A 19,635-nucleotide genomic window follows, 5' to 3' on the forward strand; every position below is an offset into this window, starting at 1 on the left:
ATCCTCAATTCTCCTGCGCCCGATTCCGGACTGTTCGGAACCGAGTCGCCAACCTGTCCCGGTCCGTGTTGTGGCCCAGGACTTCATCATAAACCTCCAGCGTCATCGCCTGCATTCTCTGCATCGCGTAAAGCGTTACAGCCCGCTGCCGCGCCGCGCAGGCTGCCTCGTGCACCTCCCGGGTGAACGGTCGCGCAATCAACCCTGCAAGCGCCGAGGCAAGAGCCCTTACATGACCTGGCGGCAGGAGGATACCGGTTTTTCCCTCCAGCACCGTTTCTGCCTGTCCCCCATGCAGAGAAGCCACAACCGTGCACCCCATCATCTGCGCTTCCACCGCCACCCGCCCGAACGGTTCAGGGCGCAATGAAGGCGCCAGAACGATGTCCGTCAGCGCATAGGCGGCCGGCATGTCCGAGCAGGCGCCGACGAGCTGCACGCGACCGGCAAGGCCCAGCGCATTGATGCGCGCCTGCAGCTGGCGACCATAAGCCGTTTGCACGCCAGGCCCCACCAGCAGGCAGCGCCATGGAGCGCCTGGTGTTTCGCAAGTCCATTGCCTTGCCATCCGCCCAAGGGCTTCCACCGCCAGGGCCTGGCCTTTCCAGCCTGTCAGACGCGCAGGCAGCAGCAACACGATTTCGCCTTCCCGCAGTCCCCAGCGCTGCCTCAGCCGCACCATTCTCGCAACGGCACTGGCTTTCTTCGCACTCTCCGCCGGCGCAAGAGGACTTTCCTCCTTACCGAAACCCCGCACACCAAAAACAGCCGGATCAAAGCGCTCAGGGTCGCTGCCACGGGCAATGACGCGCAGGCGCTCGGAGGGCACATGATACTCCTGGACCAGGCGGCGGCCGATCTCTCCTGACACCGCAATCACCCGTTCTCCCCGGACCAGTCCGGAATTGTAGAAACGCTTGATGAATGTCCGCGCGCCGTGCACGCCGTGCCAAGTTGTGACCAGCGGCACCCCTTCCAAGCAGCAGGCAGCCCAGGCAATCCAGGCAGGCCAGCGGGAACGGGCATGGACAAGCTGAACCCCTTCCCGGCGCAACAGCTGACGCAGGGCCTGCACCTGACGACAGATTTTCAGGGGCGAAAAGCTCTTCCGGAAGTCCAGGGCAATGTGTTCAGCCCCACAGGCGCGCAACGGGGGCAGCAGTGGGCCTCCGTCCGAAGCCACCAGGGCCCTGGCCCCCGCCTGGCGCAGGGCACGGGCGATCTCCAGGGTACCCTGCTCCACCCCGCCATGCCCCAGGGCTGGCAGCACCTGCAGAATGACAGGAGGTTCCGGCACAAGCGGCTCTCTTTCCTGGGCCTTCAGGCGGGCTGACCCGGGAAGAGCCTCACCCATTTGCCGGAATGGTCACGATAGCCCCGGTACCATGACTGGTGGCCGCCAGGGCCTGCAGCACCTGCATCATGGTGAAGGCTTCCTTGCTCTGGAAGTCATCATCACTGATCCAGAACCACACATCTTCATATTCCACGGCCGCATAAGCGTGCGCGGGTTCATCCTTGCTGCAGTGAATGACCACTTCGGGTCGGCTTTCAATGCCGACCTGACTGATGGTGGGCGGGGTGCGTCCCATTTTCACATCCTGGGGCGGCACCTGCATCTCATAGGAGATCTGGGTGAGCATGGCGAGCATGGAGCGGGTCAGGATCGCGATCTGGTCGGGACGTTTGGGATAAGGCCCGTAAACAATTTCCGCTTCCTGGGCTGTCGGGGCGAGGTGCAGCAGGCGCCGCACCTCGTTCTGAATGGCTTTGAGATTGCTGTCAGAAGTCGGCGTCAGCACCAGATAGGCATGTTCCGGCCCTTTCGGGGGCGTCTGGGACGAAGGGGAAAGCTTTTTGCTGCCCGGATTCTGTGACAGCACCTCCGCCGGGTTCTCGTTGGTGATGCGGATCGTCATGGCACCGGCGATCTGAAGCTGCCGCAGATCGTGAAGGAGCAGGTAGAAACGCACTGACCCGCCCCCGAAGGGGCCGGCCCCCAGCCCGCGCACGTTGGAAAGATTGTCGATGGACTGAGCTGTCAGGCGCAACAGGGTGTCGATCGGCATCCCTCCCAGACTCAACGGCAGGATAACCGTCGGCGAGATGGGGCGCATGACATTTTCGGCATATTGCTGCCCGGTGACCGGCTGGTAGGTGGTCGTCGGGTTTTCGGCCAGGGACATGCTGCCCTGACCGAAAAGATAAGTACTGATCGAAGCGCCGGGGTAGCCGTAGACGCCGCCTGAAATACTGCGCCCCAGACTGTAGCCGGCAATGACCTGGGTGGTGTCGAGAAAAGTCGGCGGATCAGCGTAGCGCAGGCGCACGATGTTAAGCAGCATCTCGCGCTTGGTGGTCTCGCCCAGGGCCCGGCTGTAGGCGAGCTGATCATGCGACAGGCGGTTGGGACCCAGGCTGATGCAGCCTCCCAGCCCAAACGCCGGAAGCAGGAGAATTACCCCGCAGGCCAGGGTTCTGCAGATTTCGACTGCCCTGCCCCTTCTGCTGATAATTAAAACAAAAAAAGGGGCAATGCGTTCTGAAAACAGCTTCAGAAAACACAGCTTCAGAAAACACTGGGGCAGACACGCAAAGAACAGGGAGAGAAAGGAAGCCGGAGCCTTGCGCCCCGGAAACGTTTCAAACGCGTTTGGCCGTCTTGCCTGCATCCTTCATTCCCCGTCGGCCGCCGATCCCGTCAGGCCTGTGGTATCAGGCTTGGCCACCCTTGGTAAGAGGCGCCGAAAGCCGTCAGGTCACGCGAAAGCATTTTTCAGAATTCCGGCACTTTTTTGCTCTGATGCTCCCTTGAAACCGCGCCTCTGCCACCCTAGATCGAAATCAAGAGCCCGGCCTTGCCCGATCGGCGCTCGTGACCCGTCATTTCCCCTGGCTCGGCCAGGTCTGAGATCATTGTCATCGCACCGGTGCAACGTTCCGGTTTCACGGCACTCAGGAGAGAAACGGTGGTCACGGTGCCTGAAGGATGGCGGTTCGGGCCACAACGTTAATTCAATTTCAAGCCTGTAACGGTTTGCGATGCCCACCCCCTCTCCTCAGCGCTCCGGCGCTGGGAACGGCACGGTTGGTCCAGCGTGATACCGACGACAGGCCCCAACAGGAAACAGGCATACCTTCATGAGCAAAATCATCGGTATCGACCTCGGCACGACCAACTCCTGCGTCGCCGTGTGCGAAGGCGACAAGACCAAGGTCATCCCGAACGCCGAGGGCCAGCCCACCACGCCATCCGTCGTCGCGTTCACGCCCAACGGGGAAGTTCTGGTCGGCCAGGCAGCCAAGCGTCAGGCGGTCACCAACCCGCTGAACACCATTTATGCTGTCAAGCGCCTCGTAGGCCGTCGTTACGATGATCCCGAAGTGCAGGAAGACAAGAAACTCGTTCCCTACAAGATCGTGCCGGGCCCCAATGGGGACGCCTGGGTCGAGGTCGAAGGCAAGGAATACTCCCCCGCCCAGATCTCCGCCTTCATCCTGCGCAAGCTGAAGCAGGACGCCGAGGCTTACCTGGGCGAGCCGGTCAAGGATGCCGTGATCACGGTTCCGGCCTACTTCAACGATGCCCAGCGCCAGGCAACCCGTGATGCGGGCAAGATCGCCGGTCTCGACGTCAAGCGTATCATCAACGAGCCCACTTCCGCCGCTCTCGCCTACGGGCTGGAGAAGAAGAACGCTGGCAATGTCGCGGTCTACGATCTGGGTGGCGGCACGTTCGACGTGTCCATTCTCGATATCGCCGACGGCACCATTGAGGTGATGTCCACCAACGGTGACACCTTCCTGGGCGGTGAAGACTTCGACATGGCCATCATCAAATGGCTGGTCGAGGAATTCAAAAAGAAGGACGGCATCGACCTGGCCGGCGACAAGATGGCCATGCAGCGCCTCAAGGAAGCTGCCGAGAAAGCCAAGATCGAGCTTTCCTCCGCCATGGAAACCGAAATCAACCTGCCCTTCATCACCGCTGATGCCACCGGTCCCAAGCATCTGGTGATCAAGCTGACCCGCGCCAAGCTGGACGCCCTGTGCGAGCCGCTGGTGAAAAAGACACTGATCCCCTGCGAAAAGGCCCTCAAGGATGCCGGTCTGACCCGTGATGAGATCAACGGCGTGATCCTGGTCGGCGGCCAGACCCGTATGCCGCTGGTGATCGAGACCGTTAAGGAGTTCTTCGGCAAGAACCCGGAGCGCAACGTCAACCCGGACGAAGTCGTGGCCATCGGTGCGGCCATTCAGGGCGCCATCCTGAAAGGTGACGTCAAGGACGTCCTGCTGCTCGACGTGACCCCGCTTTCCCTCGGCATCGAGACGCTGGGCGGCGTGTTCACCCGTCTGATCGACCGCAACACCACGATCCCGACCAAGAAGAGCCAGACCTTCTCGACCGCTGAAGACAACCAGCCGGCCGTGACCATCAAGGTCTATCAGGGCGAGCGTGAGATGGCGGCCGACAACAAGATCCTCGGCGAATTCAACCTCACCGACATCCCGCCGGCCCCGCGCGGCGTGCCGCAGATTGAAGTGACCTTCGACATCGACGCCAACGGCGTTGTGAATGTCACCGCCAAGGACAAGGCCAGCGGCAAGGAACAGAAGATCAGCATCAAGGCCCAGTCCGGCCTGACCGATGTTGACATCGAGCTGATGATCAAGGACGCCGAGGCGAATGCCGAAGCCGACAAGAAGCGCCGTGAAGTGATCGAGCAGCGCAACATCACCGAAGCCCTGATCCATCAGACCCGCAAGGCCCTGACGGAAGGTGAAGGCAAGGTCTCTCACGATGTGAAGGACGAAGCTGAGAAAGCCATCAAGGACGCTGAGGAAGCCACCAAGGGCGATGACGCGAGCGCCATCAAGCACGCTGCCGAGAAGCTGCAGCATGCCCTCAACAAGGTCGCCTCCGCTGAAGGCCCGAAGGCTGAAGCCGAAGCCCATGCCGAGGAAAAAGAAAACGTCGTGGACGCTGAATTTGAAGAGCTTCCCGACGACGACAAGAACGACCAGCCGAAGAAATAATTTCTTCAGCGACGCGTTCAACACCCTGTGATTGTGGGGTCGCCAGGAGAAATCCCAGCACCCGCACGAAAAACGCCTGTCTCTCCGGAGGCAGGCGTTTTTCGTTGCCTTTTCCTTCCAGCTGCAGGCAAAGGCCGGGGGCGAAATCCGGTTCAAGGGCTTTCTTTTTCAGCAAGCCACCCCATCTCTGGCCTAGACGATCCGTTTTCCGCACTCTTGTACAGGGACCCTCATGCCCACGCAGATCGACTACTACCAGCTTCTCGAAGTCTCCCGCACGGCCAGCGGAGAGGAGATCAAGCGCTCCTTCCGCCGTCTGGCCCTGCGCTATCATCCGGACCGCAATCCCGATGATCCTGAAGCTGAACTGCGTTTCAAGGAAATCAATGCTGCCTATGAGGTTCTGAAAGACCCGCAGAAACGCGCGGCCTATGACCGTTACGGTGCTTCCGCTTTCCAGAATGGCGGTGCTGGAGCTGGAAGCGGGTTCGGTGGCTTTGGGGGTGGGGGATTCGGCGGCGGTTTCAATGCCAATGATCTCGGCGATCTGTTCGAGCAGATGTTCGGCAATGCCCGTCAGGAACGCAGGCGTTCCGGGGGCCAGGATATCCAGACCCAGGTGGAGATCACGTTGGCCGAAGCTTTCACGGGCGTGAAAAAGGAAGTCACGATCGAGACCCGGAAACCCTGTGAAACCTGTCACGGGTCAGGCTCCAGCGACCCGAAAGGTGGCCGCAGCGTCTGCCCGACCTGTCGCGGACGAGGCGCAGTGCGTGCCCAGCAGGGATTTTTCCTGGTTGAACGTCCCTGCCCCACCTGCCACGGTGAAGGCGAAACTGTCAGCCATCCCTGTGAAAGCTGCCGCGGCAGCGGGACCGAGCCCACTTTCGAGAACGTCACGGTTGAGATTCCTGCCGGTGTGGAGGACGGCACCCGCCTGCGCCTGCACGGCAAAGGCGCGGCCGGGCCCGGCAAGCAGGAGGCAGGGGATCTCTACGTTCTGGTCACTGTGGAGCCCAGTGATCTCTTCCAGCGCGAAGGGGCCACGCTCTACTGCCGCATTCCCCTTCGCATGACGCAGGCGGCTCTTGGTGCGGAAATCGAGGTGCCGGTCATCGACGGCACCAAAACACGGCTCAAGATCCCTGCCGGCACCCAGAGCGGACAGAGCTTCCGGCTCAAGGGCAAGGGCTTCAGCGTGGTACATGCGCGTGCCCGCGGCGACATGCATGTGCAGGTGTCAGTGGAAACACCGACCCGCCTCGGCAAGCGCCAGCGGGAACTGCTCGAGGAATTCGAGAAGGAAGGCGGTGACCATGCGGAAAGCAGCCCGCAGAACAGCGGCTTTTTCAGCCGTGTCCGCGAATTTTTCGACGGTCAGGGATAAACGCGAAAGGATTGAAGCCGATGGGTTCTGATTCTCCCGCGCCTGTACGACCGCGGATCGGCATCGCCGGGATCACGGGGCGCCTGGGGCACCTGTGCGCTGCCGAAGCCGGGCCCCAGGTAAGCGCCGGTCTTACCCGCCACCCCCGGCAAGCGGGGTTCCCAGGAATTTTTCTGACCAGCGAACCTGCAGAACTGGCTGCCCATGCCGATGTCATCATTGATGTCAGCCATGCAGGGCTCGTTCAGCACCATGCTGCCAGCTTTGCACGCGCAAGCGTGCCCTGGGTATTGGGAACGACGGGGCTGACCTCAGCGGACATACAGGCCGTGGAAGAGGCCTCCCGCCATATTCCCGTCCTGCGGGCCGCCAATTTCTCGCCGGCGCTGACCATGGTGCTGCAGCTGGCCCGACAGCTCGGCGCGACCCTGCCAGCGTCTGAATATGACGCAGAGATCTTTGACGTTCACCATCGCCAGAAGGTGGATGCCCCTTCCGGCACCGCCCTGGCCATCGGTCAGGCCGTGGCCGAGGGGCGGGAAGTCGCCTTTGATGAGGTCAAACGCTTTGATCAGAACGGCGCCCGTCCGGAGGGCGCCATCGGTTTTGCCGCCCTGCGCGGCGGTCAGGTCGTAGGCGAACATGAGCTCAGATTTCTGGCCGCTGATGAGGAGATCACTCTTTCCCACCGCGCCCTGGACCGCCGGGTCTTTGCGCGCGGCGCCCTGAAAGCGGCTGACTGGCTGGCACGTCCCGGCCGCCGTCCCGGCCTCTACGGCATGCAGAATGTCCTGGAAGGCGCATGAGCGAGCGCCCCTCCGCTTCCTCCGGGCACCTGTGTGCCGCAAACCACCACGCTCCGGATAAACCTTCCAACCCGGAAGACAGACTCCATCAGGACCGACATGGCAGTGCGGCAACTCTTGACCCTTCGCCACATTTCCGCCATGCGGTAGCTACTCACGTGCTGCATGTGTCAGCCCTGTCCGCTTATCCCCGGCTTCCGACGTGTTTTCCGGAAACGGGCACCACTCCGGATACAGGCGGCAATAGCACCCTTTTCATCACTCATTCCCTGCGAGGTCCCTGAGTGCGCAATCACGGCGATTTCCTATTCACTTCCGAGTCAGTCTCCGAAGGCCATCCCGACAAGGTGGCAGACAGAATATCCGACACGATCCTGGATGCTTACCTGCAAGCCGATCCCGAAGCCCGCGTGGCCTGTGAAACCCTGGTGACCACCAACCGCGTGGTGCTGGCCGGCGAAGTCCGGGGACCGAAGGAAGTTGAAGACACCCTGATCGACCGCGCACGCGACGCCATCAAGGATATCGGTTACGACCAGGAAGGCTTCTCCTGGAAAAAAGCCGATATCACCTCCCATCTCCACGCCCAGTCCGCTGATATTGCCGTCGGCGTCGACAGCGCGGGCGAGAAGGATGAAGGCGCGGGCGATCAGGGCATCATGTTCGGCTTTGCCACACGCGAGACCGAACATCTCATGCCCGCCCCCCTTTTCTACGCGCAGACCATCCTCGAGCGCCTGCGCGACCACCGCAAGAATGGCGATCCGCGTGGCCGCGGCCTGCTGCCCGATGCCAAGAGCCAGGTGACCCTGCGCTATGAAAACGGCAAGCCGGTCGGCGCCACTTCCGTCGTGGTCTCCACTCAGCATGAAGCGGGGATGGACCAGAAGGAAATCCGCGAGATCGTGCGCGAAACAGTTCAGGATGTCCTGCCTGAGGGCTGGATGTGTCCTGACAATGAATTCTACGTCAATCCGACCGGCATCTTCGTTATCGGCGGCCCGGACGGGGATGCGGGCCTGACAGGCCGCAAGATCATCGTTGATACTTATGGCGGCGCTGCCCCGCATGGCGGCGGGGCGTTCTCAGGCAAGGACCCCACCAAGGTGGACCGTTCGGCCGCCTATGCCGCACGCTACCTGGCCAAGAACGTGGTAGCGGCCGGGCTGGCCGACCGCTGCACGATCCAGCTGAGCTACGCCATCGGCGTCTCCCGCCCGCTTTCGGTCTATGTCGATCTCGACGGAACTGGCAAGGACGTGGATGAAGACCGTCTCGGCCTTCTTCTCAACGAGATAATGGACCTCTCGCCGCGCGGTATCCGCAAGCATCTGCGCCTCAACCGCCCCATCTATGCCAAGACTGCCGCTTACGGGCATTTCGGTCGCGTGCCCGATCCTGAACTCGACAACTTCACCTGGGAAAACACGGATCTGGTCGCCCCTCTGAAGGCCGCCTTGCACCGCTGACTTCCGGACTGGACGGCTTGATTGCCGTTCCGGCCCGTTTCCATGCCCCGCCCGTTTCCAAGCGGGCGGGGCTTTGCAATTTCACCCTTCGCCTTCCTGACCGGAGACGTTCCGTGGCTTCTCCCTCTGCTGCCAATTCGCCCGCTCCTGCAACCGATCCTGCACCGGCAGAGCTCAAACCGCAGCCCGAGCGGCTTTACGGACGGCAGCGCGGTCACCCGCTGCGCGCCCGCCAACAGCGCCTGCTTGACGTTGCTCTGCCGCGCCTGCGTTTCACCCAACCCGCCGATCCTGAAAAAGCCTTTTCTGTCCCGGTGAAGCAGCTGTTTCTGGAAATCGGCTTTGGCGGCGGGGAACATGCGGCCGATCAGGCAGAACGCCACCCTGATACAGGCTATATCGCCAGCGAAGTGTTCGAGAACGGGCTGTGCTCCCTGCTGTCGCGGCTCATTGAAGAAAATCCGGAACAGGAAAATCACGAAGCGACCGCACCGCTGCCGCCCAATCTGCGCCTGTGGGACGAGGATGCGCGTCTTCTTCTTCAGGAACTGCCTGATGCCTGCCTGGACCGTGCCTATCTGATGTTTCCCGATCCCTGGCCCAAGGCACGCCATGCCAAGCGGCGCTTCGTCCATCCGGACAATATCCGTGAGCTGGGCCGTGTGCTCAAACCCCAGGCCACCTGGCGCATCGCCAGCGATCATACGGTCTACCAGGAATGGGTGGAAGAGATCATGACCACGCCGGAGGCACAGGCCCTGTTCGACTACGTCTCCTGCGTTCAGGAACGCCCTGCCGACTGGTCACCGACGCGTTACGAAGCCAAGGCCTTCCGTGAGGGACGCCAACCTTTTTACTGGATTTTTCGCCGGCGCGGGTAAACACTCTTTCCCGTTTTCACCGCCCGCCCTCATGAGCAGGAGACCGCCTGATGACATCCGCTTCCCACCATTCACACTCTCACGGCCATTCCCACCATGAAGGGGCGCATGATGAGATTGAGCGTGAGGAAATGGCTTATGACGTCGTCATCGTCGGTGGCGGGCCGGCGGGGCTTTCTGCTGCGATCCGCCTCAAGCAACTCGATCCGGAACGCTCGGTGTGCCTGATCGAGAAAGGCAGCGAGATCGGTGCCCAGATTGTCTCCGGCGCCGTGATCGAACCCCGCGCCCTGAACGAGCTTCTGCCGGACTGGAAAGAGCGCGGTGCACCGCTCAACACGCCGGTGACCGAAGAAAAGCTGCTTTACCTCACGCCCACCAAAGCCTTTCCCATTCCGGCCCTGCATCTTTTCATGCCTGCCATGGACAATCGGGGCAATTACGTCATTTCCCTGGGGGATTTCTGCCGCTGGCTTGCCGAACAGGCGGAAGCGCTGGGGGTGGAGATCTATCCCGGTTTTGCCGGCGCGCATCTGCATGTCAATCACGAGGGGCGCGTTGAAGGCGTGGTCACCGGAGACATGGGTGTGGGACGTGATGGCAAGCCGCGCAGCGATTTCGCCCCTGGCATGCTGCTGCGTGGCCGTCAGGTCATTCTTTCCGAAGGCGCGCGCGGCTCGTTGAGCGGCGAGGCCATGAGCCGCTTCTTTCTGCGTGAGGGAGTCGATCCCCAGACCTACGGCCTCGGCATCAAGGAAGTCTGGGAAATTCCCAAGGAGAATCACCGCCCGGGCTTCGTACAGCACAGCTTCGGCTGGCCGATGGACAATCACACCTACGGAGGGGCGTTCCTCTATCATTTCGGTGAGAACCTGGTCAGCTATGGCTTTGTCACAGCGCTTGACTACCAGAACCCCTGGCTCTCTCCCTTCGAGGAGATGCAGCGCACCAAGCTTCACCCCGCTTTCCGGCCGCATTTTGAAGGCGGGCGGCGCCTGACCTATGGCGCGCGCGTCATCACCGAGGGCGGCCTGCAGTCTCTGCCACGTCTCTCTTTCCCAGGCGGCGTGCTGACAGGCGACAGCGCCGGTTTTCTCAACATGCCCAAGATCAAAGGCACCCATACCGCCATGAAGTCAGGCATGCTGGCCGCTGAAGCCGTGCATGAGGCCCTGGAGCAGAACGCGTTTGAAGCCACCAGCTACCAGACCCGCGTGCAGGAATCGTGGCTGTGGTCGGAGCTGTATACAGCGCGCAACATCCGCCCTTCCTTCTCCAAATGGGGCATGATGGGAGGCGCGCTCTACAGCGGTGTGGACAGCCTGCTCTTCCGCGGTCATGCACCCTGGACCCTGCACCATCACCGCCCGGACTGCGACACGCTGCGCCATGCCGATCACTGCCGCAAACCGGATTATCCCAAACCCGACAACACGCTGACCTTCGATCGCCCGAGCTCGCTCTATCTCAGCAATATCAGCTATGACGAGAACCAGCCCTGCCACCTGAAGCTGCGCGATCAGCACCTGTGGGCTTCGGTCAATGAGCGCCTCTATGCCGCCCCTGAAACCCGCTACTGCCCGGCAGGCGTATATGAAGTGGAAACGAGCGGGGAGGATGAACGGCCGAAACTGCGCATCAACGCGCAGAACTGCCTGCAGTGCAAAAGCTGCGACATCAAGGATCCTGCCCAGGACATTCACTGGACCGTGCCCGAAGGCGGCAGCGGACCGAACTATCCCTCCGGCATGTGAAACGCTGCTGGCAGAAAGCCCGAACGACCGGAACCCTCGCAGCCTCGCCTCCATGAGCAAATTGTAAGGCTGCTCTTAAAAGGGCGGTTTGGCTTTCATGCGGCTTTCTGGCAAAAAGCCCGGCATGGACAGACGCAGTCCGGCCAGGATGAAAACCAGGGCCGGCCTGCGCTACAACAAGGCTCACATCCGAGGAATGACCATGAAGGTTCTTGTACCCGTCAAACGGGTCGTTGATTACAACATCAAGCCCCGTGTGGCTGCCGATGGCAGCGGCGTCGAGACGCAAGGGCTGAAGATGTCCATGAATCCGTTTGATGAAGTGGCTCTGGAAGAAGCCGTGCGGCTGCGTGAGAACGGAGGGGCAGCTGAAGTCATCGTCGTGGCCATCGGTCCAAAGGCGACAGCAGACACGTTGCGCACCGCCATGGCCATGGGGGCTGACCGGGCCATCCATATCCTGACTGATGAAGCGGCCGGACATGACGGGGGAATTGAACCCCTGGCCATGGCCCACCTGCTTGAGGAAGTGGTGAAAAAGGAGCAGCCCGGACTGGTCAGCATCGGCAAACAGGCTATTGACGACGACATGAGCGTGACAGGCCAGATCCTGGCCGCACGCCTTGGCTGGCCACAAGCCACATTTGCCAGCAAGCTCGAGCTCCTGCCGGAAGGCCGCGCCCGCGTCACACGCGAGATCGATGGCGGAGTGGAAGTGGTGGAGGTGAGCCTGCCTGCCGTCATCACGGCGGATCTGCGCCTCAATAATCCACGTTTTGCCACGCTGCCCAACATCATGAAAGCGCGCAAGAAACCGATCGAGACGATCGAGGCCGGTTCTCTCGGCGCCGACACCAAACCGCGCCTTGAAACCCTCAACGTGCGCGAACCCGCTGAACGCAAGCCCGGGATCATTGTCAGCAGCGTCGAAGAGCTGCTCGACAAGCTCAAGAACGAAGCGAAGGTGCTCTGATGTCCGTTCTTCTCATGCTTGAAAGCGAAGCCGGCAAGCTCCGCAAATCCGCCCGTGCCGCCCTCGCCGCCGCCCGTCGCCTGGCCGGAAAGGCGGAGCACAAGATTGATGTTCTCCTGTTCAGCGGTTCCGGCGGGCATGACGGCCAGCAGGCCGCTGAGGAAGCATCCCGGCTGCCCGGGGTTGGCAAGGTCCTGCATGCGCCGACCCATCCCCTGGCCGAGCAGGCTGCGCCCTTTCTGGCCCAGCATGCCCGCAACTACACCCATGTTGTCGCCCCTGCCTCAGCCACAGGCAAGGACGTGCTGCCGCGCGCGGCAGGACTGGTGGACGTGCAGCCGATCACCGATGTGGTGGAGGTCATTGATGAGGCCACCTTCGTGCGCCCCATCTATGCCGGCAATGCCCTGGCAACCGTGCGCTCCAGCGATCCGGTCAAAATGCTGACGGTCCGGCCCTCCAGCTTTGAAGCGGCAGAAGGCGAAAGCGAAACGCCTGCGCCGGTGGAAACAGTCCAGCTGCCTGAAACCTCCCAGGCGCGCTTCATAAAACGCGATCTGGCCAGCTCTGAGCGTCCGGATCTGGAATCGGCCCGCGTGGTGATCTCAGGTGGCAAGGGGCTTAAGGATACTGATCATTTCCACAAGCTGCTGGAACCCGTCGCAGACAAGCTCGGCGCTGCGATCGGTGCCTCCCGTGCTGCAGTGGATGCCGGTTTCGCCCCCAATGAAATGCAGGTCGGCCAGACCGGCAAGATCGTTGCGCCCGAGCTCTACGTGGCTGTTGGGCTTTCGGGTGCCATTCAGCATCTGGCAGGCATGAAGGACAGCCGGGTGATCGTGGCAATCAACCTGGATCCTGAAGCGCCCATCTTTCGCGTGGCTGATTATGGCATCGTGGGCGACCTGTTTGAGATCCTGCCCCAGCTGCAGGAAAAACTCTGAGTTCTCCCTCTGTCCGGAGAAGGCCGCCAGACGCTTGACAGGCCTTCTCCGGTGCGCTCTGCCGGTATTTTTAGCTTGCGTCAGCAGGGGCAAATAGGCTACATAATGGCGCACCAACCGGAGTGTAGCTCAGCCTGGTAGAGCACTGTGTTCGGGACGCAGGGGCCGGAGGTTCGAATCCTCTCACTCCGACCAGTTGGGAACGCCCTATTCTCTACCGCTTACAGCGGAAGAACAACTCGTATCTTCAAAGGCCGCGCACGCGGCTTTTTTTGTGTCCTGCTCTTTCTTTCCACCTACTCCAGCGCCATATCCTTTTAAATAATTTGTTGGATGTCTGCCGGTTACCTGCTGATTTCCAGCTCTTTCAGAAGAGGTCACGCAAGGTCGTTGCCCTCTTCTGCGTTATTTTCGGCTCTGCTGCTAACCACCAGAGCGTTTTCTTCAGGAGGCTCTTCCATGACCCGCAAATTCCTTTCCTCCGCTCTCGCGCTTGCCCTGGCGAGCAGCACCCTGGGTGCTTTCGCAGCCCCGAAGGCCATGGCTGAAACCGGTGGCTGCCTGAAATATGGTGCAGCCGGTGCAGCCGGCGGTCATGTCGCCCATCACCACGCCGTGCTCGGCGCCATGGCAGGCTGTGCCGTCGGCATGTACAGGCGTCACAAATTCCGCAAGGAAGCCCGTGAAAAGGCCGCTCTGTGGGACAAGGAACATCCTGATACCAAGGTGAATGAAGGCCTGTTCCACCATGAATCAACCGCCCTCATCGAGCAGAAGGCGGAATGGTATGACCAGGAGCACAACACCCAGCCCGGAACCCTCTCACAAACGTCGGCAGTTCCTAGTAATCCCACTGTTGCCCACTGAAAGCAGAATTTCGGCCACGACTTTTAAAATCCGCTAAATAATTTTAAAATCCACGTCTTCTAAAGGGAAGCGTGGATTTTTAAATCGAGCTTACACTATTTTATTAATCTCTATATTCAAACAGGATCTACTTTCTGTCTTCTTGTGTCTTAATGAGACCCCAACGTTTTTCCAAAAGGGATATTCCTACCAGAAATACTAAAGCTGTCCGCCTAATACGATTAAATAATTTTAATATTATATATTCTAAATTAAGTTCTAGTTAGCTTCAACATCATTAAATTTACCTCTATTATAAAAATAATAGGTCAATATTAATTATCAACAGAAAAGGTGTAAAAATGACCGAAGCAGTAAGATTGGTTATTTGGGATTTAGACGATACGTTTTGGAAAGGAACTCTTGCCGAAGAAGGTATCGATAGTAATCACCATTATGGAGCAATCGTCCGCGAGTTAAACAAACGGGGTATAATGAACTCCATTTGCTCTAAAAACGATTTCTCAAAAGCTAAGACTGAACTAGAAAAGCTGGGCATATGGGATCAGTTCATCTTCCCCTCAATTGACTGGACCCCCAAAGGGGCAAGAGTAGAAAATATTATAAATAAAGTTAAATTAAGACCAGAATCAATAATGTTTATAGATGATAATCCTCTCAATCGAGAGGAAATTAAATCTCTACTTCCAAAAGTTCAAGTTAAAGATGAAAATTTCATTCCCAATATCCTTCAGAGTGAAGCGTTTATAGGAAAAGAAGATTCCAATCTTAAACGCCTTGCTAATTACAAGTTAATGGAAACCAAGGATCAAGCAGCTGTTGAATCGCAGGGAGACAATTCTGATTTTCTAAGAAACAGTAATATATCTGTTGAGCTAGATTATAATATTAATGATAATATTGATCGTCTTATTGAGATTATAAATAGAACAAATCAGTTAAATTTTACAAAAAATAGGCTATCTGATGATATTAATGTGGCAAGAGCAGAAGCAAAGGCCCTTTTAGAGGGGGGATTATTTGAAACCTTAGCCTTTGTAAGGGTTAGAGATAGGTTTGGAGATTATGGAATAGTAGGATTTTTCCATCAAATCCACCATTCAACCGAAAATAAACTTAAGAATTTTTGCTTCTCCTGCAGAGTATTGGGAATGCATATTGAGACTTGGTTGTATAATCAACTTGGGCGCCCAGAACTCAATATTGTTGGGGAAGTCGCCAACAATCCATTGACAGATAATAGTGTCATAGACTGGATTAGCTGGTATGAAAATTCTCCAGAGAATTCGACTCTGGTATCTAATGGTGAGTTTGAAAAAAGGCCTCCTATAGTTATAAGCGGAGGCTGCGAATCCGAATCCCTCCAACATTATATTGGTCACTCAACAAATGATTTCAGGCTCTTTAGTGGAACGGTACGCGATAATTTTATAATAAGACGTGATCATTCCTCAATGGTGCGGATAGCAGCTGAAAATGATCAGCCGGCTCAAGAAAAATTAATCCAAGTGGGTTATAAAAATGAAGATTTTGAACTGTCTTTTGATCATTTAAAAGATGCATTAATAATTTTATCATTTTGGGCAGACATTCCTTTTAAGATTCATGCCTTGAGCGGGCTTTCTGCCTCTGCGCCTTATATCCCTCCTGGAGTAGGCTATGGTAATTTCCAAGAGATTTTTGAAGACGATTATTATGCCCGCGGCGGGAAAGAAGAATTCGTCTCTGAGTTCAGGTTTGCTAAAGCAAATTTAAAATATAAAGGCCATATAGATTGCGTTGAATTCAAGGAAAATTTAAATCGGATACTATCTAAGATAGATCCCTCAAATAAAGTCATATTTCTTTTGCCCGCTTTGAATGTGCCTGATCCTCACCCAGAATGGGGGTATTTAGACCGCGCACGGTTGATCTATGCTTGTCAGATCGAGGTTAGTTATCATTGGCCTAATGTAGAATGTGTGAAATTTGACGACTTTCTCGCTTCTCCCTCTGAAGCAACTAATTACGATCATTTCCTACGTATTGTTTACCAAAGGTGTGGTTTGCATTTAAGAGATGTTTATATGAAGCACATTGCACAACTAAAGAACATGCGTTAAATTCCCATTGAGAAGTCTTAGAATCTTAGAGGACTTCTCTTCTCTCACTCAAATATTTAGTCATTCCTAAGTCCCCGCATGGCCTGACGGCTCAGCCCGGCAAGAAGCGCGATGGCCTGTGGGGTGGCATTGAGGCAGGGCACGTAGGCGAAATTCTTGCCGCCTGCCTGCAGGAAAGCTTCACGCAGCTCATGATCGAGTTCATCGAGTGTTTCGATGCAATCTGTCATGAAGCCCGGGGCAATCACTGCGATATCCTTTATACCCTGTTGCGCCAGGGCAGTGACGGTCGGCAGCGTATAAGGCTTTAGCCATTCCGCTGGACCGAAGCGGGACTGGTAGGTCAGCAGAACTTGCTGGGGCGGCATATCCAGCACAGCTGACAGCGCCTTGACGGTCAGGGCACATTCGCGCGGGTAGGGATCACCGGCGGTCACATAGGATTTCGGCAGGCCATGAAAGGACACGACCAGCCGCTGCGGCGTGAAGGACAGGCGTGACCAGCACTCGCGCACGCTCTGGGCCAATGCCCCGATATAGGCCGGATCGTCGGCAAAAGGCGGCACCGTGACGATGGCAGGTTGGCACCGCAGCCGCATGAGATGGCGGAACACCTGGTCATTGGCAGTGGCCGTCGTGGTTGCGGAATATTGCGGATACATCGGCAGACAGACGATGCGGTCGCAACCCTGCGCCAACAGGCTGTCCAGTCCCTGACTGATGGATGGCGTGCCGTAGCGCATTCCCCAGCTTACCGGTGTCTGCGGCCCCAGCTCTTTCGCCAGTCCTTCCGCCTGGGCGCGGGTGATGACGGTCAGAGGGGAAGCGTTATGTGTCCGGTCCCAGATACGGGCGTAATTGGCACCGCTCCGGAAAGGACGCGTGGCCAGCACCATGCCATGCAGAATCGGTTTCCACAGCCACGGCGTCATCTCGATCACACGGCGATCGGACAGAAATTCCCCCAGGTAACGCCGCACTGAAAAATAATCCGTGCCGCTCGGTGTCCCGAGATTGATGAGCAGCACGCCTACCCGCCCGTTGGGGGGAACAGGCTCATGTGGCGGATGATGAATAAAGGGAGACAGGCCTCCGCTCATTGCGGCTCCAGCGGGCGCTCGTGTTTTTTCCAGAGCTCTGAATGCGGCCCCAACAGATTGCGCTCAGCCAGGCATTCGGCAATCTGGACAGTGTTCAGGGCTGCGCCCTTGCGGAGGTTGTCAGCCACACACCAGAAGGCAAGCCCGTGCTCAACACTGGGGTCAACGCGCAGGCGCGACACATAGACCGGGTCTTCCCCCACGCTTTCAATCGGGGTGACGTAGCCGCCATCCTCCCGCTTGTCCTGCACCACCACGCCTGGCGCACGACGCAGGGCTTCCCAGGCTTTTTCAAGATCGACGGGCTTTTCACATTCAATGCTGACCGCCTCGGAATGGCCGATGAACACCGGCACGCGCACGCAGGTGGCCAGCACCCTGATATCCGGGTCAAGAATTTTGCGCGTCTCGACGGCCATTTTCCATTCCTCCTTTGTCGAGCCGTCTTCGAGGAAGCGGTCGATGTGGGGAATGACATTGAAGGCGATCTGCTTGGTGAACTGGGCGATATCGGGCGAATCATGCACGAAGCTGCCTTTGGTCTGGGCAAAAAGCTCATCCATGCCGTCCTTACCGGCACCGGAAACAGCCTGATAAGTCGAGACCACCACGCGCTTGATCTGGAACAGCTCATGCAGAGGCTTGAGCGCCACGACCAGCTGCGCCGTGGAACAGTTGGGATTGGCGATGATTCCGCGGCGCGCCTTGTAAACAGCATCTGCATTAACTTCGGGCACCACAAGCGGCACCCCGGGTTCCATGCGGAAATGCGAAGTGTTGTCCACTACCACACAGCGTTCACGCGCCGCTTTGGGGGCATATTTGGCTGATACCTCAGCGCCGGGCGAAAACAGCGCAATGTCGCAGCCCTTGAAATCAAAGGTCTCCAGGTTCTGGACCTTCAGCACCTTGTCCTCACCAAAGGAGACTTCCCGACCGACCGAACGGGAAGAAGCCAGCGCCACCACCTCATCAGCGGGAAAGTTACGCTCAGCAAGAATCCGCAGAATTTCGCGCCCGACCGCACCGGTCGCTCCTGCCACCGCCACCTTGTATCCCATGACCTCTCTCCTGCCCGCAGCCCCTGTATTCCGGCACGCCGCCTGTTGCCCCTTGTTCAGGGGCGCTGCAGCCGGGATTCAACCATTCCCGTCTGGGGACTGCAAGGGCTTCAATCAGGATCGGGGCGCTGAAAGTGAACCGGCCAGTCTCTGGGCCAGCTCAAGGTTTTTCTCATAGGTCGCCCCGGCGATCAGGAACCAGTCAATGACTGTCCAGATGCCGAAGCCCCCCAGGGTGATCAGCTTGAGAAAACCGAGCAGCCACTGGTCGAGATAAAAACGGTCAATCCCGAAACTGCCGAGAAAGACACTCAGGGCGAAAGCCACGGTCGGATTCTTGGCAGTAGACGTATAAAGGGCCAGAAACTCAGGCTGCCGCTGTGGCGGAACGCCGCCGTAGACTTCCTGGAAGCCGTAAATGAATTCAATCAGGGTCATAACAGGCGTTTTAACCGGCTTTCAGGAGGACAGGAAATGTTTCTTGAAGAAAGCTGACACATGGTGGCGCAGTTTTTCGCTTGCCACTTTCTGCGGGCGATGCATGTAGTTGAGCTGCACACTGCGCCGCGGCCCCACATATTCCCGGTGCCCGTGCCAGCTGGCCGGATGATTGGGGAAGGCAACCAGCGTGCCCCCATAAGGCGGAATCTCGGCCTCGTAATCCTCCATGTCATGGGGACCGTTCAGAAAACGCAGGCACCCTGCATGATCGGGCCAGGCCTGCTCGCGCGGATTGAGGTAAAGCAACAGGGTGACCCATTTGGAAGGGCTGTCGAGATGGATGCGCCCGTCCCTGGCCCGCGTCTGTCCCCGCAGCGTAACCATGCTGGGCGCAGCTTCCAGGTCCAGACCGAATTTGCGGCCGATCAGTTTCTTGAGCTTCGGCCCCTCGAATTCCTCCAGAAAACCCGCCAGTGCAGGGGGCACCTCAAGCGCTGAACGCGGAAAAGATCCACCTGAAGGAATTTCGGGCCACAGTGCCAGAACATGTGCCAGAACACGGGGCGGCACAAAATTCTCGACCACGAGATAAGGGCACGGAATATCCATGACCAGCGCTCTCAGAACAGCATCATAATCGAAGGCATGCTCGAAAACCCGGTCAGCGGCGGCACGATCACGCGGAAAAGCCGTGTCTCCCCCCGCCTTTGCCGGGTGGGGGTGAGCCGGCCTGGAACCAGCCTCACTTTGTCGGGGCGTCATCGGCATGATCCTGTTCCCTTCCTCGATAGCATTATAATAATCATACAG

The 19,635-nt window shown here is 58.3% G+C and carries 16 protein-coding genes and 1 tRNA gene; 11 read left to right on the forward strand and 6 right to left on the reverse strand.

Features of this window, described 5'->3' with window-relative positions:
- Window positions 1-4: 4 nt before the first annotated feature.
- Together E3E11_RS02575 and E3E11_RS02580 are read right to left on the reverse strand one after the other, a co-directional pair.
- Window positions 5-1,297, reverse strand: coding sequence for a glycosyltransferase family 4 protein (locus E3E11_RS02575; RefSeq protein WP_231118968.1), 1,293 nt, complete (start codon window positions 1,295-1,297; stop codon window positions 5-7).
- Window positions 1,298-1,346: 49 nt separating this feature from the next.
- On the reverse strand, window positions 1,347-2,345 hold the full coding sequence (locus E3E11_RS02580; RefSeq protein WP_141451052.1) for a hypothetical protein: 999 nt from the start codon (window positions 2,343-2,345) through the stop codon (window positions 1,347-1,349).
- Between the two features lie 796 nt (window positions 2,346-3,141).
- Between E3E11_RS02580 and dnaK the strand changes: the two genes are divergently transcribed.
- From dnaK to E3E11_RS02635, 11 genes are all read left to right on the forward strand, one after another.
- Window positions 3,142-5,040 carry a molecular chaperone DnaK gene (dnaK, locus tag E3E11_RS02585; RefSeq protein WP_141451053.1) on the forward strand — a complete coding sequence of 633 codons (1,899 nt, stop codon included), beginning with the start codon at window positions 3,142-3,144 and terminating at the stop codon, window positions 5,038-5,040.
- Between the two features lie 232 nt (window positions 5,041-5,272).
- A complete protein-coding gene (gene dnaJ, locus E3E11_RS02590; protein WP_141451054.1) occupies window positions 5,273-6,427 on the forward strand; it encodes a molecular chaperone DnaJ in 1,155 nt (384 codons plus the stop codon).
- 20 nt (window positions 6,428-6,447) lie between these two features.
- Entirely contained in the window at window positions 6,448-7,233 is a 786-nt protein-coding gene (dapB, locus tag E3E11_RS02595) for a 4-hydroxy-tetrahydrodipicolinate reductase (RefSeq protein WP_141451055.1), read from the forward strand.
- A gap of 284 nt (window positions 7,234-7,517) precedes the next feature.
- Window positions 7,518-8,702 carry a methionine adenosyltransferase gene (gene metK, locus E3E11_RS02600; protein ID WP_141451056.1) on the forward strand — a complete coding sequence of 395 codons (1,185 nt, stop codon included), beginning with the start codon at window positions 7,518-7,520 and terminating at the stop codon, window positions 8,700-8,702.
- A 113-nt stretch (window positions 8,703-8,815) separates the two neighbouring features.
- Window positions 8,816-9,583: a tRNA (guanine(46)-N(7))-methyltransferase TrmB gene (gene trmB, locus E3E11_RS02605; RefSeq protein WP_141451057.1), complete on the forward strand. Its 768-nt coding sequence runs from the start codon at window positions 8,816-8,818 to the stop codon at window positions 9,581-9,583.
- Window positions 9,584-9,714: 131 nt separating this feature from the next.
- A complete protein-coding gene (locus E3E11_RS02610) occupies window positions 9,715-11,337 on the forward strand; it encodes an electron transfer flavoprotein-ubiquinone oxidoreductase (RefSeq protein ID WP_141452073.1) in 1,623 nt (540 codons plus the stop codon).
- A 202-nt stretch (window positions 11,338-11,539) separates the two neighbouring features.
- Window positions 11,540-12,310 (forward strand): electron transfer flavoprotein subunit beta/FixA family protein, encoded by a 771-nt coding sequence (locus E3E11_RS02615; protein ID WP_141451058.1) that lies wholly within the window; start codon window positions 11,540-11,542, stop codon window positions 12,308-12,310.
- Window positions 12,310-13,254: an FAD-binding protein gene (locus E3E11_RS02620; RefSeq protein WP_141451059.1), complete on the forward strand. Its 945-nt coding sequence runs from the start codon at window positions 12,310-12,312 to the stop codon at window positions 13,252-13,254. The genes E3E11_RS02615 and E3E11_RS02620 overlap by 1 nt, the downstream gene beginning before the upstream one ends.
- A gap of 118 nt (window positions 13,255-13,372) precedes the next feature.
- A tRNA-Pro gene (locus tag E3E11_RS02625) sits at window positions 13,373-13,449 on the forward strand.
- Window positions 13,450-13,713: 264 nt separating this feature from the next.
- The gene (locus E3E11_RS02630) at window positions 13,714-14,121 is read left to right on the forward strand and encodes a hypothetical protein (protein ID WP_141451060.1); all 408 of its coding nucleotides are present in this window, start codon (window positions 13,714-13,716) and stop codon (window positions 14,119-14,121) included.
- Between the two features lie 341 nt (window positions 14,122-14,462).
- Window positions 14,463-16,223 (forward strand): HAD-IIIC family phosphatase, encoded by a 1,761-nt coding sequence (locus tag E3E11_RS02635; RefSeq protein WP_141451061.1) that lies wholly within the window; start codon window positions 14,463-14,465, stop codon window positions 16,221-16,223.
- Window positions 16,224-16,279: 56 nt separating this feature from the next.
- Here the strand turns inward: E3E11_RS02635 and hemH are convergent, their stop codons facing one another.
- From hemH to E3E11_RS02655, 4 genes are all read right to left on the reverse strand, one after another.
- The gene (gene hemH, locus E3E11_RS02640) at window positions 16,280-17,323 is read right to left on the reverse strand and encodes a ferrochelatase (protein ID WP_141451062.1); all 1,044 of its coding nucleotides are present in this window, start codon (window positions 17,321-17,323) and stop codon (window positions 16,280-16,282) included.
- Window positions 17,320-18,384 carry an aspartate-semialdehyde dehydrogenase gene (locus E3E11_RS02645; protein ID WP_141451063.1) on the reverse strand — a complete coding sequence of 355 codons (1,065 nt, stop codon included), beginning with the start codon at window positions 18,382-18,384 and terminating at the stop codon, window positions 17,320-17,322. The genes hemH and E3E11_RS02645 overlap by 4 nt, the downstream gene beginning before the upstream one ends.
- Window positions 18,385-18,498: 114 nt before the next feature.
- Complete coding sequence (locus E3E11_RS02650; RefSeq protein WP_141451064.1) at window positions 18,499-18,822, reverse strand: TM2 domain-containing protein; 324 nt, start codon at window positions 18,820-18,822, stop codon at window positions 18,499-18,501.
- 21 nt (window positions 18,823-18,843) lie between these two features.
- Window positions 18,844-19,587 carry a 2OG-Fe(II) oxygenase family protein gene (locus E3E11_RS02655; protein WP_231118969.1) on the reverse strand — a complete coding sequence of 248 codons (744 nt, stop codon included), beginning with the start codon at window positions 19,585-19,587 and terminating at the stop codon, window positions 18,844-18,846.
- Window positions 19,588-19,635 lie beyond the last annotated feature (48 nt).

Source organism: Oecophyllibacter saccharovorans (assembly GCF_006542375.1).
GTDB lineage: Bacteria > Pseudomonadota > Alphaproteobacteria > Acetobacterales > Acetobacteraceae > Oecophyllibacter > Oecophyllibacter saccharovorans.

Excerpts from the sequence above, each read along its gene's own strand:
- E3E11_RS02635 (WP_141451061.1), top strand. The coding sequence starts at position 14,463 with ATGACCGAAGCAGTAAGATTGGTTATTTGGGATTTAGACGATACGTTT.
- E3E11_RS02645 (WP_141451063.1), bottom strand. The coding sequence starts at position 18,384 with ATGGGATACAAGGTGGCGGTGGCAGGAGCGACCGGTGCGGTCGGGCGC.
- dnaJ (WP_141451054.1), top strand. The coding sequence starts at position 5,273 with ATGCCCACGCAGATCGACTACTACCAGCTTCTCGAAGTCTCCCGCACG.
- E3E11_RS02655 (WP_231118969.1), bottom strand. The coding sequence starts at position 19,587 with ATGACGCCCCGACAAAGTGAGGCTGGTTCCAGGCCGGCTCACCCCCAC.
- dnaK (WP_141451053.1), top strand. The coding sequence starts at position 3,142 with ATGAGCAAAATCATCGGTATCGACCTCGGCACGACCAACTCCTGCGTC.
- E3E11_RS02615 (WP_141451058.1), top strand. The coding sequence starts at position 11,540 with ATGAAGGTTCTTGTACCCGTCAAACGGGTCGTTGATTACAACATCAAG.
- hemH (WP_141451062.1), bottom strand. The coding sequence starts at position 17,323 with ATGAGCGGAGGCCTGTCTCCCTTTATTCATCATCCGCCACATGAGCCT.
- E3E11_RS02610 (WP_141452073.1), top strand. The coding sequence starts at position 9,715 with ATGGCTTATGACGTCGTCATCGTCGGTGGCGGGCCGGCGGGGCTTTCT.
- dapB (WP_141451055.1), top strand. The coding sequence starts at position 6,448 with ATGGGTTCTGATTCTCCCGCGCCTGTACGACCGCGGATCGGCATCGCC.
- E3E11_RS02620 (WP_141451059.1), top strand. The coding sequence starts at position 12,310 with ATGTCCGTTCTTCTCATGCTTGAAAGCGAAGCCGGCAAGCTCCGCAAA.
- E3E11_RS02580 (WP_141451052.1), bottom strand. The coding sequence starts at position 2,345 with ATGCTGCTTAACATCGTGCGCCTGCGCTACGCTGATCCGCCGACTTTT.
- E3E11_RS02650 (WP_141451064.1), bottom strand. The coding sequence starts at position 18,822 with ATGACCCTGATTGAATTCATTTACGGCTTCCAGGAAGTCTACGGCGGC.
- E3E11_RS02630 (WP_141451060.1), top strand. The coding sequence starts at position 13,714 with ATGACCCGCAAATTCCTTTCCTCCGCTCTCGCGCTTGCCCTGGCGAGC.